We start from the raw sequence: 15430 nt of genomic DNA, 5'->3' as shown, positions 1-15430 counted from the left end.
GTTATCGCTCTTTCAGCGGTAGCGAACCAGCCAGCCAAAGGCGGCCAGAGAGAGGCCCATATAGGCCAGGCTGGGTGAGGCGGCGACGATCCAAGGGGTCCAGTCTTTCAGCACCCCCACATGGCCGGCCACATTGTTGAGCAGCACAAAGCTGATGCCCAGCATGATGCCGCCAAAGACCTTGAGGCTGATGCCGCCAGCGCGGCCATGCAGGTAAGCAAAGGGCAGGGCCAGGGCCACCATCACAAAGCAGGCAAAGGGGTAGAAGGCCTTGCGCCAGAAGGCGATGTTTTGGGCCTGGGCCGATTGTTCCTGGGCCGACAGGTGTTCGGTGTAGCGGTAGAGCTCCAGCGTGGACATGGAGACCGTGGGCAAAAGCGCTGCCGCCACCACGCCGGCATGCAGGCTGCTGTCCCAGCGCCAACTGGGCAAACGCTCTTCCTTGACCACGGGCGGCGCGACCAGGGTCTTGTCCGAGTCGGCGGATTTGGCTTGCAGCCATTCGCTACGCAGCACGTCCTCCAGCAGCCACTGGCCCTTGCCGTCCACCTTGGCGCGCTTGGCCTCCATGCGGGCGATCAAGCCGCCATGCGGGTTGAACTCAAAGATGCGCACATCCTGCAAGGCCCCGGAAGCGCTGGCCTGGCCTACATGGATGGAGAAGTTGCGCTCCTCACCGTCCACCACCCGGTGCTCTTTGAGCCAGGCACCACGGCTGCTGGCCGAGACATCGCCGCTCAGCTGGGCGCGCATAATGTCAGCCTGCTTGTCGAAGTAGGGCGCCAGGAAGTCGCCGACGGCAAAGGTCAGCACCGCGAAGAACAAGGCCAAGGTGGCCAGCAGGGAGAGCGCGCGGCGCGGCCCCAGACCGCCGGTGCGCAAAATGGTGAACTCGCTGGACTGGGCCATGCGGGCCAGCGAGAAGATGCTGCCGATCAGCACGGCGATCGGCAGCAACTCATAGAGATGCCCCGGCAAGACCATCAGGGAGAGCAGGGCCGCGCGAGCCGCACCCGCGCCGATGCGGCTCATGCGTTCCAACTCGTCGACAAAGTCGATGAAATAGAACAGCGAGAGAAAAGCCAGGCTGACGAAGAGCACCGAGCCGACGATGTCGCGGTAGAGCAGGCGGCGGACGGTTCTCATGCGGCCACCGCCTCAGGCTTGGCACGGCGCTTCAAGAAGGGCAGGCAAAGCCGGTTGCCTTGGTCGCGCAACCACATCAGGCCAATGGCCAGCAGGAACACTCCGCCGTGCACGCTCAGCATGGCGGCGGGCATGCTCATCCGGGAGCTGGCCACCCAGGCCTGGCTGAGGTTGGTGAGATTGAAATACACCACGGCGCAGAGCAGGGCAAACATCAGATTCCAGTTATTGGCGCGGCGCGGATTGGTGGCCGACAGGCCGATGCCCATCAAGACCATATTGAAGCAGCTCAAAATCATGCCGAAGCGCCAGGTCAGCTCGGCGTTGTTGGCGGGGTTGGGTTTCCTCAACAAATCGAGGGTGCTGGTGGCCTTGGGCGGCAATTTGTCGGCTGCACGCATCGCTTGGCTGTCGGCCAAGACCTTGTATTCCTCAAAGCGTGCCAGAGTTTTTTCCTGGGTCTTGGCATTGCTTTCATTGCGTTGGCCATGGTCCAGCAGCAGGAAGCGGTCATCGCCCTCCAGCACGATCTGACCCTTGGCCGAGGTGGTCACCGCCTCGCGCTCGTCCTTCTGGGTCAGGATGAAGACATTGCGGCCGGTGCGGCCATCCTCGCTGTCGCGGTCGATGAAGAAGACGCTGGAGCCGTCCCTTGAGGTTTGGAACTGGCCCGGCGCTACACGCGAGAGATCGCTGCGCTTTTGATAGCGCTCCAGCAATTGCTCGCTGTTCTGATTTCCCCAGGGCCAGAGCAGCAGATTGAGCACGATCACCAGGGCCAAAACCGGCGAGGCGACGCGCAACACCGGCTTCACAAAACGTGTGAGGCCGATGCCGCTGGCGAACCAGATGGTCATCTCGGACTCGCGATACATGCGGCCCAAAGTTGCGACGACGGCGATGAACATCGACAGCGACAGCATGGTGGGCAGGTGGGACAGCGAGGCATAACCCATCAGCAGCATGACATCTTGCGGCGCGACATTGCCGCCGGCTGCCCGGCCCAGGGTCTGGATCAGCATGATGGTCAGCACAATGGTCAGGATGACCACGAGGGTCACGCCGAAGCTGCGGGCCAACTCTCGACGTACGGTGGAATCGAATAACATTCGGGCACTTTATCTATTCGGCGACATTATGGACTTTCGTACACAGACCGCGTCACTGGACGCATTGGCTGGCGTCACCGCCGACGCTTTGATCGTGGTGTTGGGCGGCGAAGCGCTGCCCGCTAATTTGGATGCGACCCTGAGCGCCTTGGTCAAGGACGCCATCAAGCTGGGCGACTTTGAATTCAAGGCCGGCAAGACCCTGGTGCTGCAGCGCGCTGCCGGCGTCAAGGCGCCTCGCCTGGTGCTGGCCGCTGCGGGCAAGAGCACGCTGAAGGCCGCTCGCGCCGCACTGCAAGCCGCTCTGGGCCAGCTCAAGGGCCGCGGTGCTGCCCATGCAGCCGTGGCTTTCGCCGGCTTTGAAGGTGCCGAAGAAACCGTGGAAAGCCTGGCCGAGCAGTTCGTGCTGGGCGCTGAAGATTCGGCCTACGTCTATCGCCACACCAAGCCCAGCGCACCCGCTGCGGCCAAGCTGGCCAAGCTGACCCTGTTGGTCGACAAGGACGATGCGGCCGAAGTCAAGAAGGGCCTGGCCCGCGGCCAAGCCATCGGCGCTGGCATCGAGCTGGCGCGCGAGTGCGCCAATCGCCCCGGCAACTACGCCACGCCCACGTATTTGGCCGAGCAGACCAAGGCCCTGGTGAAGAGCCATGGCATCAAGGTTGAAGTGCTGGATCAAAAAGCCGTCGAGAAGCTGGGCATGGGCAGCTTCCTGTCCGTGGCCCGTGGTTCGGACGAGCCGCTGCGCTTCATCGTCGCTCGCTACGAGGGCGCGGCCAAGACCCAAGCCCCCGTGGTGCTGGTGGGCAAGGGCATCACCTTTGACTCGGGCGGTATTTCGCTCAAGCCTGGCGCGGCTATGGATGAGATGAAGTTCGATATGGGAGGTGCCGCCAGCGTGCTGGGTACCTTGCGTGCCGTGGCCGAACTCAAGCCCAAGCTCAATCTGGTTGTCATCATCGCGGCTTGCGAAAACATGCCCAATGGCCGTGCGGTCAAGCCCGGCGATGTGGTCACTTCCATGTCCGGCCAGACCATCGAGATCCTGAATACCGACGCCGAAGGCCGTCTGATTCTGTGTGATGCCTTGACCTATGCTGAGCGCTTCAAGCCCGCGGTGGTGGTCGATGTGGCCACGCTGACCGGTGCTTGCGTGATCGCCCTGGGCGGCGTTCGCAGCGGCATGTATGCCAGCGATGACGAATTGGCGGCTGCCCTGACCGCCGCGGGCGAAACCGCGCTGGATCCTTGCTGGCGCCTGCCCCTGGACGACGAATACGAAGAAGGCCTGAAGAGCAACTTCGCGGACGTCGCCAATGTGGGTGGTCGCGAAGGCGGCTCCATCACCGCGGCCAAGTTCCTGCAGCGTTTTGCCAGCAAGTACCGCTGGGCGCATCTGGACATCGCCGGCACGGCCTGGAAGGGTGGCGCAGCCAAGGGCGGCACCGGCCGTCCGGTGGGTCTGCTGACCCACTTCGTGCTGTCTCAGGCGCAGCAAGCGCGTTGATGCCCCTAGCGATAAAGGCCAAGGCAGAACGCTCCCTCGCATGACTCAAGTGACCTTCTACACAGGCGTGCCTGAACGCCTGATGTACCTCTGCCGGCTGCTGCGCAAGGCGCAGCGTTCCGGTTCTCGTGTGGGGGTGTGCGGCCCTGACTCGCTCTTGCGACGCCTGGACGCCAAGCTCTGGGACTTCGAGGCGGCCGAGTTCGTGCCGCATCTGCGGGTCGATGGCTTGGCCGATGGCTCGCCCGAGCACAAAGCCAAGCAATTGGCGGCTACGCCGATTCTCTTGGCCGAGCAAGCCCAAAGCCTGCCGCACCGTGAATTGCTCTTGAACCTGGGCCCCGAAATGCCCACGGGCTTTGAGCAGTTCCAGCGCGTGCTGGAGGTGGTGTCGCAGGACCCGGAGCAGATGCAAGCCGGGCGGCGGCGCTACAAGCAGTACGAGGCCCTGGGCTATGGGGTCCAGCATCACAAGGTGAGCCAATGAGCGCCTTGCACCGGGTGGTGCCCACCTTGACCGAGGTGGTGGACGAGGCGGTGCTGGAGGGGCGTGAGCCCCGTCCTGCCGCATCTTCCCATGTGATCCCGCCGCGCGAAGCCGAGGTCGAGGCCGAGGGCTTGGACTTGCTTGATTTGTCTGATCTCGCCGATCCGCCCGAATTGCCCGTCCTGCCTGTCTCCGATGCTCTGGTATTGGGCGAAGCGCCTTCGCCCATCGCGGCGCAGTTCCTGGCGCAATTGCCCGAGCTTTCGCTGGATCTGCCGGATCTGAGCCTGCGCATGCCGGCGGATGTGAAGGCGCTGGAGGTCGATGATTTTCTGGCCGACACCCGGGTGCCTGGACAGGACGAGGACGGCCCGGCCACGCAAGCGGCGGCGCTGCCGGCGGACCAAGAGCTGGCCCTGGGGCAGGCGATTGATCAGGCCGTGGACGATGCGCTGGACGAGGTTCTCGACCAGGTGCTTGAAAAAGCCGTATTGGCCTTGCGTGCCCAGTTGCATGGCAGCGTCAAGGCCGCGGTGCTGCGGCGCCTGCGTGAGCAGGTCGGCAAGCCGGATTGAGAGAAAAAGACTGAGTGCAAGACCACCAGCGCGCAAACTCGCGCGGTGGCGCTTGAATTGACGGTAAGGCCCGCAGAAGGCCCATGATGCTTGGCAACCCGCCCGGCCCGCATGGGGACTGCGGGCTCTTTTATGCGCGCAAGTGTCCGCCGCCAAGTCTGATGCAATTGGGGTCTGTAAGTGATGGCCGCGCGCGACAACGCGCGAGACATCCACTGGGTTTTCCTGACTTACCCCATATCGGGGGGGGAGGGTTTTGGGGTAATGTGGCCAAGTTGAAAATTCAACAGCCTGATGATCTTCTAAAGCTCTCCTTCTTCCTTTTCGGAGGTAATTCATGCAAGTCAAATTGAACGTTGTTGTTGGTGCTGTGGCCCTGCTGCTGAGCGGTGTTTCGATGGCGCAGGACCTGGTGGTCAAGATCGGCCACGTCGGCCCCACCAGCGGCGCCATTGCCCACCTGGGCAAGGACAATGAGCTGGGCGCCCGCATGGCGATCACCGAGCTCAATGCCAAGGGCGTGATGATCGGTGGCAAGAAGGCCAAGTTCGAACTGCTGGCCGAAGACGACGCGGGCGATCCCAAGCAAGGCACGGCCGCTGCTCAGAAGCTGGCCGACGCCAAGGTCAATGGCGTCATCGGTCACCTGAATTCGGGCACCACGATTCCCGCATCGAAGATTTACTTCGACGCCGGCATCCCCCAAATCTCTCCCTCCGCCACCAACCCCAAGTACACCCGCAACGGCTACAAGACGGCCTTCCGCGTCGTGGCCGATGACGTCCATCTGGGCGGCACCCTGGGCAAGTACGCAGCGACCACGCTGAAGGGCAAGGCCATCGTCGTCATCGATGACCGCACGGCCTACGGCCAGGGCGTGGCCGATGAGTTCGAAAAAGGCGTGAAGAGCGCCGGTGGCAAGGTCATTGGCCGCGAGTTCACCAACGACAAGGCCACGGACTTCTCCGCCATCCTGACCTCCCTGAAATCCAAGAAGCCGGACGTGATCTTCTTCGGCGGCATGGACGCTGTGGCCGGCCCCATGCTGCGCCAGATGAAGCAGCTGGGCATTGAAGCCAAGTTCGTCGGCGGCGACGGCATCTGCTCGGGCGACCTGCCCAAGCTGGCGGCCGGCACCATTGCCGACGACCAGGTCTATTGCGCCGAGGCCGGTGGTGTTGAAGGCGAATCCAAGAAGGGCATGGAATCCTTCAAGGCCAAGTTCAAGGAACAGTACAAGCTGGACGTGCAGATCTATGCACCCTATGTGTATGACGCCGTGAACGTGATGGTGGCTGCGATGGTCAAGGCCGGTTCGGCCGAACCCGCCAAGTACCTGCCGGTGCTGGCCAAGACCGAGGGCTATAAGGGCGTGACCGGCACCATCACCTTTGACAACAAGGGCGATATCAAGAATGGTGCGCTGACCATGTTCACCTATCGCGGTGGTGCTCGCGCCGAACTGGCCGTGGTGCGCTGATTGGCGACATGAATTGAGGCCAAGCTGGTCTTGGCCCCCCAGCAAAAGGCCCGCACTTGCGGGCCTTTTTCTTTGGGCTTTGCTGCGGCTAAGTTCTTAGTTCACCGGCGCCAGGCGCAGGATTTCGCGCGCCATGCGCTGCGCGGCCCCACGGTGCTGGGCGGCAAAAGCCTGCGCCGCCTGGGCCATGGCTTGCTGGCGTTCGGGCGCTTGGCAAAGCGCCAAGCCTGCTTGCAGGCCTTGCTGCATATCGGCGACCCGCTGGGCCGCGCCGGCTTGCAAGGCCAACTCTGACGCTTCGGCGAAGTTGAAGGTGTGCGGCCCCATCAACACCGGGCAGGCGCAAGCGGCGGCCTCGATCAGATTCTGACCGCCCAGGGGCGCGAAACTGCCGCCCAGCAAGGCCACATCGGCCAGCCCATAGTAAAGCGCCATCTCCCGCATCGAGTCGCCCAGCCAGACCTGCACTTGCAGTGCGCTTGTGTCGGGCCGCTGGCCCTGCCATTGGCTGCGCCGGGCCAGACTCAGACCGGCGGCCTTGATCAGGCCAGCAATCTCATCGAAACGCTGCGGGTGGCGCGGCACGATCAGTAGCAAGGGTGCGTGGGCCTGCCCCGCTATTTGCTGTGACCAGGCTTGCAGCAGCTGGGCTTCCTCGCCCTCGCGGCTGACGGCCAGCATCAGCACCGGGCGCTGCAGCAGGCCACGCCACTGCCGGCCCAAAGCCAGCAAGCTCGGGTCCACCGCCATATCGAATTTGAGGTTGCCGGCAACCTGCACCTTCGCCACACCTGCCGCTCGCAAGCGGCGGGCGTCGTCCTCGGTCTGAGCCAGGGCCAGGCTGAGTTTTTGTGCGGCGGGTCGCAAGAGGGCCGAAAAGCGCTGGCCGCGGCGCAGGCTGCGCTCGGACAGGCGGGCATTGGCCAAGACCAGGGGCAGGCCTTGCTTGGCCGATTGATGCTGCAGATTGGGCCAAACCTCGGTCTCCATCAGCACGCCCAGACGGGGCCGCCAATGGGCCAGGAAACGCCGCACCGCGTCCGCCGTGTCGTAGGGCAACCAGACCTGGGCATCCCCTGGCTGCAGCAGAGCGGCCCCCGCCTCGCGGCCGGTGGCGGTGCTGTGGGTGAGCAGCAGGCGCATGCCAGGCGCTTGCTCGCGCAAGGCCGCGATCAAGGCGGCCGCGGCCCGGGTTTCGCCCAGCGAGACCGCGTGCACCCAGATCCAGCCATGGCTGACTGGAGCTTGGGCGTAGACGCCAAAGCGCTCGGCCAGGTGCTGGCGGTACAGCGGCTCGGCCTTGCCGCGCCGCCACAGGCGCAGCAGATAGGCGGGCGAGAGCAGGCTCAGCAGGCCGCTATAGGCCCAGCGGCTGCTGCGCTGGGCCAGGCTTTCCTTGGCGCGTGCTTGCAGGCTCAATGGCCGGCCGCGAAGGTGGCGTCGGGCTTGACCAACTTCAGCTGGCCCAGCACATCGTGCTGGATGCGTTCCAAGGCCTCGGGCGTGTGGCCCTCAAAGCGCAAGACCAGCACCGGCGTGGTGTTAGAGGCGCGGATCAGGCCGAAGCCGTCCTCGTACTCCACCCGCAAGCCGTCGATGGTCACCACCTCTTTGCTGCCGGGGAACTTGGCAGACTCCAGCAGCTTGACGACCACGGAATGCTGCTCGCCCTCGGCGCAAGGTACATTGATTTCGGGCGTGTTGAAGCTGGTGGGCAGGGCGTTCAGCGTGCTGCTCGGGTCGCTCTCGCGCGAGAGGATTTCCAGCAGGCGGGCGGCCGAGTACATGGCATCGTCAAAGCCGTACCAACGCTCCTTGAAGAAGATATGGCCCGACAACTCACCGGCCAGGGGCGCGCCGGTTTCGCGCAGCTTGGCCTTGGCAAAGCTGTGACCGGTCTTCCACATCAGGGGCTTGCCGCCGTGTTGGACGATCCAGGGCGCCAGGCGCTGGGTGCACTTGACGTCGAAGATGATTTCCGCGCCCGGCTTGCGCTTGAGGATGTCGGCGGCGAACAGCATGATCTGACGGTCCGGCATGATCATCTGGCCGTCCTTGGTGACCACGCCCAGGCGGTCGCCGTCGCCGTCAAAAGCCAGGCCCAGCTCGGCGTCGCAGGCGTGGACGATGCGCTTCAGGTCTTCCAGATTCTCGGGGCGCGAGGGATCGGGGTGGTGGTTGGGGAAGTCGCCGTCCACCTTGGAGTAGATGTCAATCACGTCGCAGCCCAGGGCGCGCAGGATGGCGGGCGCGGTGGCACCGGGGATGCCGTTGCCGCTGTCCACCACGATCTTCATGCGGCGCTTGAGTTTGCAATCCTTGACGATGCGGTGGATGTACTCGGGCACGATGTCCATCGGCGCGCTGCGGCCAGCGCCGGTGATGTAGTCCTCGGCCTCGATGCGGCGGCGCAGGTCCTGGATCTGCTCACCGAACACGGCCGCGCCCTTGAGCACCATCTTGAAGCCGTTGTAGTCCTTGGGGTTGTGGCTGCCGGTGACCATGATGCCGCTATTGCAGCCATGCTTGGCGCGGGTGGCCGCCACGTAATACAGCATGGGCGTGGTGACGGCGCCTAGGTCAACGACATCCAGGCCGGTCGATTGCAGGCCACGGATCAGCGCGGCCGCGAGGCCGGGGCCGGACAAACGGCCATCGCGGCCCACGGCCACAGCTTTTTCCTTCAGCTTGCGGGCTTCGGTGCCGAAGGCGCGGCCCAGGTGTTCGGCCAACTCCTCGGTCAGAGCGCTGCCCACGACGCCGCGGATGTCATAGGCCTTGAAGGCCGAGGCTTGAACTTGCATGGATTCTCCTGTTTGGGTCGCGCATTTCTTTGGGGCAAAACCAGCGCCCGCGCGACGAGGCCGGATTGTATGCAGTCGGGCGGGGCGCGAGATTCATTTGAGTTCCGAAGGGCCAGACTTGCCATTCGTCGCCGGGCTTGTCGATTCGTCGCGCCAGCTCTGGGGCGGGCGGCCTCGCCTCTCTACACTGGCTGACATGAGCTTTCGAGACACCATGAGCTACGCGCTCAAGCATTTCTTTGTGCTTCGACGGCACAGGCCAGAGCCCGCCTGGGCGCGGCTGCTGATCGACTTTGCGATTGCGCTGGGCTTTGCCCTGGTGTTTACCGTCGCGCCGGCCTTGCTGAAAAGCAAGTTGGGCGATTGGCATTGGCTGAGCCGAACCTTTGTGGGCAGCCTGATCGTGGCCAGCTGTATTTCCCTGACCTTTCACGGGCTGTTTCGCAGCCTGGAGTTGCTGGCTTCCGAGCGTCTGCTGCAAGCTTTGGCGCTGCGTCGGCAGGGGGGCTGGGCCTGGGTCTTCTTCCCGCTGCTCTCACTGTTTGGCTCGGCCCTGGGCATGTCGGTGGCCTTGCTGGTGATGGGTTGGGTCACCGAATCAAATGCCTTGTGGGACTTTGTCAGCAACTCTGAGCATTTGCGCAACTTCTTGCTGATCAGCCTGGTGATCACCGCGGTGAACTGGGTGTTCTGGAAGTTCCGCATCCACAACCAAACCCTGCAACTCCAAGCCACCGACGCCCAGCTCCGCCTGCTGCAAGCCCAGATCGAGCCGCACTTTCTGTTCAACACCTTGGCCAATGTGCAGAGCCTGATCGATCTGGATGCCGCCAAAGCCAAGCAGATGCTGGAGGCCTTCACCGACTATCTGCGCGCCAGCATGAGCCAGATGCGCCAGACCGATACCAGCTTGGGCGCCGAGCTGGACATGGCGCAGAGTTATCTGACCCTGTTGCAGATCCGCATGGAGGAGCGCCTGCGCTTTCGCCTGGAGTTGGCGCCCGAGCTGCGCGCCGCCGTGCTGCCGCCCCTGCTCTTGCAGCCCTTGATCGAAAACGCGATTCATCATGGGCTGGAGCCCAAGGTGGAAGGCGGCGAAATTGTGCTGAGTGCCAGAGCGGTGCATGATGCCCTGGGCGAGCACCTGGAGATTTGTGTGGATGACGATGGCTTGGGGCTGGACGCCGCCAAGTCCGGCGGGCGCGGCCTGGGCCGCAAGGGGAGGGCGGGCAATGGCATCGCCCTGGCCAATATCCGTTCACGCTTGCAGACGCGCTACGGGGAGAATGCCTCTTTATCCTTGCAAGCTTTGCCGGAGGGTACGCGCGCTTTGCTGCGCCTGCCCTTGATTTTGCAAACCACTCAAACGCTCAACTCAGCCAAGAAATGACTGCCCCGACTGCACTGATCGCCGATGACGAACCCCATCTGGCCCTGCATCTGAAACAACAGCTCTTGCAACTCTGGCCTGAGCTGAACATCCTGAGCCTGGCGCGCAATGGCATCGAGGCGGCCGAGCGAATCGCCGAGTTGCGACCCGATTTGGCCTTTCTCGACATTCAGATGCCGGGCCTGTCAGGCCTGGAAGTGGCGCAAGGCATTGAAGGATTGACCCGCGTGATCTTCGTCACCGCCTATGACGAGTACGCGGTCGAGGCCTTTGATCAGGCCGCGCTCGACTATCTGCTCAAACCCGTCAAGGCGGAGCGTTTGGCCCGCAGCCTGGAACGCATCAAGGCGGCGATGGCCAGCCCTCTTCAGGCGGGCAGCGAGGCGCCGGACGCCAAGCTGGCCGGTGTGCTGCGGCAGCTGCAATCGGCCCCCGCGGGCCGCCCAGCTGTTGCGCCCCTGCGCTATGTGCGCGCCGCCCAGGGGGAGCTGATGCACCAGATCCCGGTCGAGGAGGTCTTGTACTTCCAGGCCGACGACAAATACACGGTGGTGCAGACGGCCACGGCCGAGCATCTGATCCGCACGCCCATCATCGAGCTGGCCGAGCAGCTGGACCCGCAGCAGTTCTGGCAGGTGCATCGCTCCACCTTGATCAATCTGAACCATCTGGCCGGTACCCGGCGCGACGAAGCCAGCCGGCTGTTTGTGCGTTTCAAGAATCATGCGCGTGAGTTGCCGGTGAGCCGGGCCTATGTGCATTTGTTCAAGGCCATGTGAGTGGGCACCCATGCAGCGGTGCAGGCTCGCTTTCATCTGAGTTACCAGCCGCCCTATCAGATTGAGGCCTTGCTGGACTTCCTCGCCGCCCGGGCGATTGCCGAGGTCGAGTGGGTCGATCAAAGCCGTTTGCAGATCACCCGCAGCGTGAGAGGGGTGCAAGCCCATGGCTGGGTGCAGCTTTGTTTTGAGCCCCAGCAGGACAGGGTGGCGCTGACTTGCTCCAACAGCCTCTTGCCCGAGCTGGCGCAGCTGCAAGCCGGGCTCGTCCGCTGGCTAGATTTGCAGGCTGAGCCGGGGCTCATCAGCCAAGCCCTGGGCCCTTTGGCGGCAACTGTGCCGGGCCTGCGCCTGCCTGGCTGCCTGGACCGCTTTGAGCTGGCCGTGCGAGCGGTGCTGGGTCAGCAGATCACGGTGGCGGCGGCGCGCACGCTGGCTGGGCGCTTCGTCCGCGCCTTTGGCGAAGCCTTGGGCTGCGAACCGCCCCTGGGGTTTGAGCCGCCCCTGCGGCTCTTCCCGAGCCCGGAGCGCATCGCGGCGCTGGAGCCCGCGCAGATTGCCGAGCTGGGCATCATCCGCCGAAGGGCCGATTGCCTTTTGGCCCTGGCACGCGCTTGGCCGCGCCTGCTCTATGCCAGGCAAAGCGTGACCGACGAGGCCGCCCTGATCGACGCGGCCATGGCCGAGTTGTGCGCGATTCCGGGCATAGGCCCTTGGACGGCCCACTACATGCTGATGCGGGGCTGGTCTTGGCCAGACGCCTTCCCGCCCAGCGATGTGGTCTTGCTCAAGCAGCTGAGCCTGGGCCTGGACAAACCCCTGAGCCCCAAGGCCTACAGGGAGGCGGCCGAGGCCTTCAAGCCTTTTCGCAGCTATGCGGTGCTGAGCTTGTGGCGGGCGGCGAGCTTGGCCCAAGCCAGGGCAAGAAGCGGGTCGCCAAGGCCATGAGCTGCCGGGCAGTATGCTCGGCTCCATTCCCACGCGCGTGTTTTCATGAAACCCATCGATCTGCTTGAACTCGTCAGCCTGGCCGCCATCTGGGGTGCCTCTTTTTTGTTCATGCGTCTGGGCGCCCATGAGTTCGGGCCCATGGCCATGGCGGCCATGCGGGTCACGGTGGCCAGCCTGGCCTTGCTGCCCCTGCTGGCCATGCGCCAAGGCCTGGGCGAGTTGCGCAAGGCCTGGCGGCCGCTGATGGTGATTGGCCTGCTCAATAGCGCCATTCCCTTTGCCTTGTTCAGCTATGCGGCCCTGTCCATCACGGCCGGTCTGTCCAGCATTCTGAACGCCACCACGCCTTTGTGGGGCGCGGCCATCGCCTGGATTTGGCTGAACCAGCGCCTGACGCCGCTGCGCAGCTTTGGCCTGCTGCTGGGCTTTGCGGGCGTGATCTTTCTGGCCTGGGACAAGGCCAGCTTCAAACCCGGCGGCAGCGGTTGGGCCTTGCTGGCCTGTGTGGCGGCCACTTTTTGCTATGGCTTGGCGGCCAATTTCAGCAAGAAGTACACGGTGCACATCCATCCCCTGACCGTGGCCACCGGCAGCCAGGTCTTCGCCGCCCTGATGCTGGCGCTGCCGGCAGCCCTGTTCTGGCCCACCGTCATGCCCAGCGCCCAGGCCTGGGGCGGGGTGATCCTGTTGGGCCTGCTTTGCTCGGCCCTGGCCTATCTGCTCTTCTTCCGCCTGATGAGCCGTATCGGGCCGACCAACACGATTGCCGTGACCTTTCTGATCCCGGTGTTCGCCGTGCTCTGGGGCTTTTTGTTCCTGAGCGAGGCCTTGACTCTGCAGATGGCCTTGGGATGCGCCATCGTGCTCCTGGGTACGGCCCTGGCCCTGGGTTTGATCAAAATGCCACAGCGCGTGGCCAGCAAGACCTGACCCCCGATGTGGGCCGCATTTGACCAAGCCCTGGCCCTGCTCTGGGCTGCCGATGCGGGCCTGCTGCAGGTCTTGGGCCTGAGCCTGACCGTTAGCGGCACGGCGGCCTTGCTGGCCAGCTTGCTTGGCTTGCCCCTGGCGGCCTGGCTGGCGCTGGCGCCGGGGCGGCGCCGCGGCTGGGTCTTGCTGCTCAATACTGCCTTGGCCCTGCCTTCGGTGCTGGTGGGTCTGGGGGTTTATTTGCTGCTCTCGCGCTCGGGGCCGCTGGGCAGCTGGGGTTTGCTGTTCACGCCCTGGGCCATGATCGTGGCGCAGACGATTCTGGTACTGCCGGTGGTGGCGGCCCTGGCGCGCGCCCGTTTGGTGGAGGGCCTGGAGGAGGGCGGTGAGCAGCTGCGCTCGCTGGGTGCCAGCCCCTGGCTCGCGGCCTTGTTGATGCTGTTGCATCTACGCCGCGCCTTGCTGGTGATTCTGCTCAGCGCCTTTGGCCGTGCGATTGCGGAGGTGGGCGCGGTGATGGTGGTGGGCGGCAATATTGAAGGCTTTACCCGGGTGATGACGACCACCATCGCTCTGGAGACCAGCAAAGGCGATCTGCCCCGCGCGATGGCCCTGGGCCTGCTGCTTTTGCTGGTGGTGGGTTTGCTGAACGGCTTGAGCGCCTGGCTGCAGCAGGCTTTTGTCTTGCAGCGCAAAGCGGCGCCGGAGCTGGCCCTGTGAGCGCGCCGACTTCCCTGCTTCTACAGCTGCGCGGCAGCAGCCTGAGCCTGGGCGGTCGTCAAGTGCTGGCGCCTTTGGACTTGGAGCTGCGGAGGGGTGAGCGCCTGGCCCTGTTGGGCAGCAACGGTGCGGGCAAGACCAGCTTGCTGCGCCTGCTGCATGGTCTGCTGCCGACCCCTGGTCGCGTTTTGCACCAGTTGCCCGAGCTGGGCCGCCCACCGCGCCAGGCCATGGTGTTTCAGCAGCCCTTTTTTTTGAGCCTGTCGGTGCGCAGCAATCTGCGTCTGGCCCTGGTCTTGGCGCGGCTACCCTGGCCGCAACATGAGGCGCTGCTGGAGGCCGCTCTGCGCCGGGTCGGCCTGTTGGACCAAGCCACCCAGCTGGCGACCTCTTTGTCCGGCGGGCAGAAGCAGCGGCTGGCGCTGGCCCGCGCCTGGGCCCTGAAGCCGGAATTGCTGTTCATGGACGAGCCCACGGCCCATCTGGACCCGGGGGCGCGCCGCGAGGTGGAGCGTCTGATCGCCAGCTTTGCCGAAGAGGGCATGAGCTGGGTGATGAGCACCCACAATCTGGGCCAGGCCAAGCGCTTGGCCAGCCGGGTGCTGTATCTGGAGGCCGGCCAGGTGCTGGCCGATGCGCCGGTGCAGGCCTTCTTTCAGCAGCCCCAGGGGCGTGCGGTGGATCAGTTTTTGAAAGGTGAATTGCTATGAAAAATCGTCTGTCTGCGGCCGCGATGGCTCGCCGTCTGGCCCTGCTGCTGTGCCTGGCGGGTTCAGGCATCTCAGCCTCGGCCGCCGAGGCCTTGGTGCTGGCCTCAACCACCTCGACCGAGCAATCGGGCCTGTTCGCCCATCTGCTGCCGCGCTTCACTCAGGAGAGCGGCATTGCCGTCAAGGTGGTGGCCCTGGGCACCGGCCAGGCCTTGGATCTGGCCAGGCGCGGCGATGCCGATGTGGTCTTGGTGCATGACATTCCGGCCGAAGAGAAGTTTGTGGCCGAGGGCTTTGGTCTGCGCCGCATGCCGGTGATGTTCAATGATTTCGTCTTGGTCGGGCCGGCCAGTGATCCGCTGAAGTTGCGCGGTAGCGATGCCCAGCGCGCGATGAAACTCTTGGGGGGCGCACCTGCTGGCGCTGCTGGCTTCATCTCGCGCGGCGACAAGAGCGGCACCCATGCGGCCGAGCTGCGCCTTTGGCAGGCGGCCGGGGTGGATGTGCCCTCGCAAAAGCCCGCCGGCTACCGCGAATGCGGCTGCGGCATGGGCCCGGCCCTGAATATGGCCTCGGCCCTGAATGCGTATGTGCTGGCCGATCGCGGCACCTGGGCCGCCTTCAAGAACCGGGGCGAGCTGGCCTTGCTGGTGCAGGGCGACAGCCGGCTTTACAACCCCTATGCGGTGATCGTGGTGAACCCGGCCAAGCACCCCCATGTGAAGCTGAAGGAGGCGCAGGCCTTCGCCGACTGGCTGGTCTCGCCAGGCGGCCAGCGCGCCATCGCCGACTACAAAATCGGCGGCGAGGCGCTGTTCTTCCCGCTGGTGGCGCGCTAAAGA

General features: G+C 64.5%; 15 protein-coding genes. 11 read left to right on the top strand and 4 right to left on the bottom strand.

Annotation, left to right across the window (positions count from 1 at the left end; translation table 11 throughout):
• Nucleotides 1-12: 12 nt before the first annotated feature.
• Nucleotides 13-1146 carry an LPS export ABC transporter permease LptG gene (gene lptG, locus DBR47_RS20900; RefSeq protein ID WP_124453736.1) on the bottom strand — a complete coding sequence of 378 codons (1134 nt, stop codon included), beginning with the start codon at nucleotides 1144-1146 and terminating at the stop codon, nucleotides 13-15.
• Nucleotides 1143-2255, bottom strand: a complete 1113-nt coding sequence (lptF, locus tag DBR47_RS20895; protein ID WP_124453734.1) for an LPS export ABC transporter permease LptF — start codon at nucleotides 2253-2255, stop codon at nucleotides 1143-1145. Before lptF ends, lptG begins: the two co-directional genes overlap by 4 nt.
• Nucleotides 2256-2283: 28 nt before the next feature.
• Between lptF and DBR47_RS20890 the strand changes: the two genes are divergently transcribed.
• The 4 genes from DBR47_RS20890 (at nucleotide 2284) to DBR47_RS20875 (ending at nucleotide 6304) form a co-directional block, all read left to right on the top strand.
• On the top strand, nucleotides 2284-3762 hold the full coding sequence (locus tag DBR47_RS20890; protein ID WP_124453732.1) for a leucyl aminopeptidase: 1479 nt from the start codon (nucleotides 2284-2286) through the stop codon (nucleotides 3760-3762).
• 40 nt (nucleotides 3763-3802) lie between these two features.
• Nucleotides 3803-4249, top strand: coding sequence for a DNA polymerase III subunit chi (locus DBR47_RS20885; RefSeq protein WP_124453730.1), 447 nt, complete (start codon nucleotides 3803-3805; stop codon nucleotides 4247-4249).
• Nucleotides 4246-4824 carry a hypothetical protein gene (locus DBR47_RS20880; RefSeq protein WP_124453728.1) on the top strand — a complete coding sequence of 193 codons (579 nt, stop codon included), beginning with the start codon at nucleotides 4246-4248 and terminating at the stop codon, nucleotides 4822-4824. Before DBR47_RS20885 ends, DBR47_RS20880 begins: the two co-directional genes overlap by 4 nt.
• A 337-nt stretch (nucleotides 4825-5161) precedes the next feature.
• Complete coding sequence (locus tag DBR47_RS20875) at nucleotides 5162-6304, top strand: branched-chain amino acid ABC transporter substrate-binding protein (protein WP_124453726.1); 1143 nt, start codon at nucleotides 5162-5164, stop codon at nucleotides 6302-6304.
• A 96-nt stretch (nucleotides 6305-6400) separates the two neighbouring features.
• On the opposite strand, the gene DBR47_RS20870 is transcribed toward DBR47_RS20875, so the two are convergent.
• Both DBR47_RS20870 and DBR47_RS20865 read right to left on the bottom strand, forming a co-directional pair.
• Nucleotides 6401-7723 (bottom strand): 3-deoxy-D-manno-octulosonic acid transferase, encoded by a 1323-nt coding sequence (locus DBR47_RS20870; protein WP_231512427.1) that lies wholly within the window; start codon nucleotides 7721-7723, stop codon nucleotides 6401-6403.
• Nucleotides 7720-9108, bottom strand: a complete 1389-nt coding sequence (locus DBR47_RS20865) for a phosphomannomutase/phosphoglucomutase (RefSeq protein WP_124453724.1) — start codon at nucleotides 9106-9108, stop codon at nucleotides 7720-7722. The genes DBR47_RS20870 and DBR47_RS20865 overlap by 4 nt, the downstream gene beginning before the upstream one ends.
• Nucleotides 9109-9304: 196 nt before the next feature.
• Here DBR47_RS20865 and DBR47_RS20860 point away from each other — a divergent pair, with 196 nt between their 5' ends.
• The 7 genes from DBR47_RS20860 to DBR47_RS20830 are packed head-to-tail and all read left to right on the top strand — an operon-like array spanning nucleotide 9305 to nucleotide 15427.
• Entirely contained in the window at nucleotides 9305-10498 is a 1194-nt protein-coding gene (locus DBR47_RS20860) for a sensor histidine kinase (protein ID WP_197047206.1), read from the top strand.
• A complete protein-coding gene (locus tag DBR47_RS20855; RefSeq protein ID WP_124453720.1) occupies nucleotides 10495-11277 on the top strand; it encodes a LytTR family DNA-binding domain-containing protein in 783 nt (260 codons plus the stop codon). The genes DBR47_RS20860 and DBR47_RS20855 overlap by 4 nt, the downstream gene beginning before the upstream one ends.
• Nucleotides 11278-12225, top strand: a complete 948-nt coding sequence (locus tag DBR47_RS20850; protein WP_124453718.1) for an AlkA N-terminal domain-containing protein — start codon at nucleotides 11278-11280, stop codon at nucleotides 12223-12225.
• A 45-nt stretch (nucleotides 12226-12270) separates the two neighbouring features.
• Nucleotides 12271-13158, top strand: coding sequence for a DMT family transporter (locus tag DBR47_RS20845; protein ID WP_124453716.1), 888 nt, complete (start codon nucleotides 12271-12273; stop codon nucleotides 13156-13158).
• A gap of 6 nt (nucleotides 13159-13164) precedes the next feature.
• On the top strand, nucleotides 13165-13878 hold the full coding sequence (locus tag DBR47_RS20840) for an ABC transporter permease (RefSeq protein WP_124453714.1): 714 nt from the start codon (nucleotides 13165-13167) through the stop codon (nucleotides 13876-13878).
• The gene (locus DBR47_RS20835; protein ID WP_231512426.1) at nucleotides 13875-14588 is read left to right on the top strand and encodes an ATP-binding cassette domain-containing protein; all 714 of its coding nucleotides are present in this window, start codon (nucleotides 13875-13877) and stop codon (nucleotides 14586-14588) included. Before DBR47_RS20840 ends, DBR47_RS20835 begins: the two co-directional genes overlap by 4 nt.
• Nucleotides 14585-15427 (top strand): substrate-binding domain-containing protein, encoded by an 843-nt coding sequence (locus DBR47_RS20830; RefSeq protein WP_231512425.1) that lies wholly within the window; start codon nucleotides 14585-14587, stop codon nucleotides 15425-15427. Before DBR47_RS20835 ends, DBR47_RS20830 begins: the two co-directional genes overlap by 4 nt.
• The last annotated feature ends 3 nt before the right edge of the window (nucleotides 15428-15430 follow it).

Source organism: Paucibacter sp. KBW04, assembly GCF_003852425.1.
In the GTDB taxonomy this organism is placed as follows: domain Bacteria; phylum Pseudomonadota; class Gammaproteobacteria; order Burkholderiales; family Burkholderiaceae_C; genus Paucibacter_A.
This window is presented reverse-complemented; position numbering and strand designations above follow the sequence as displayed.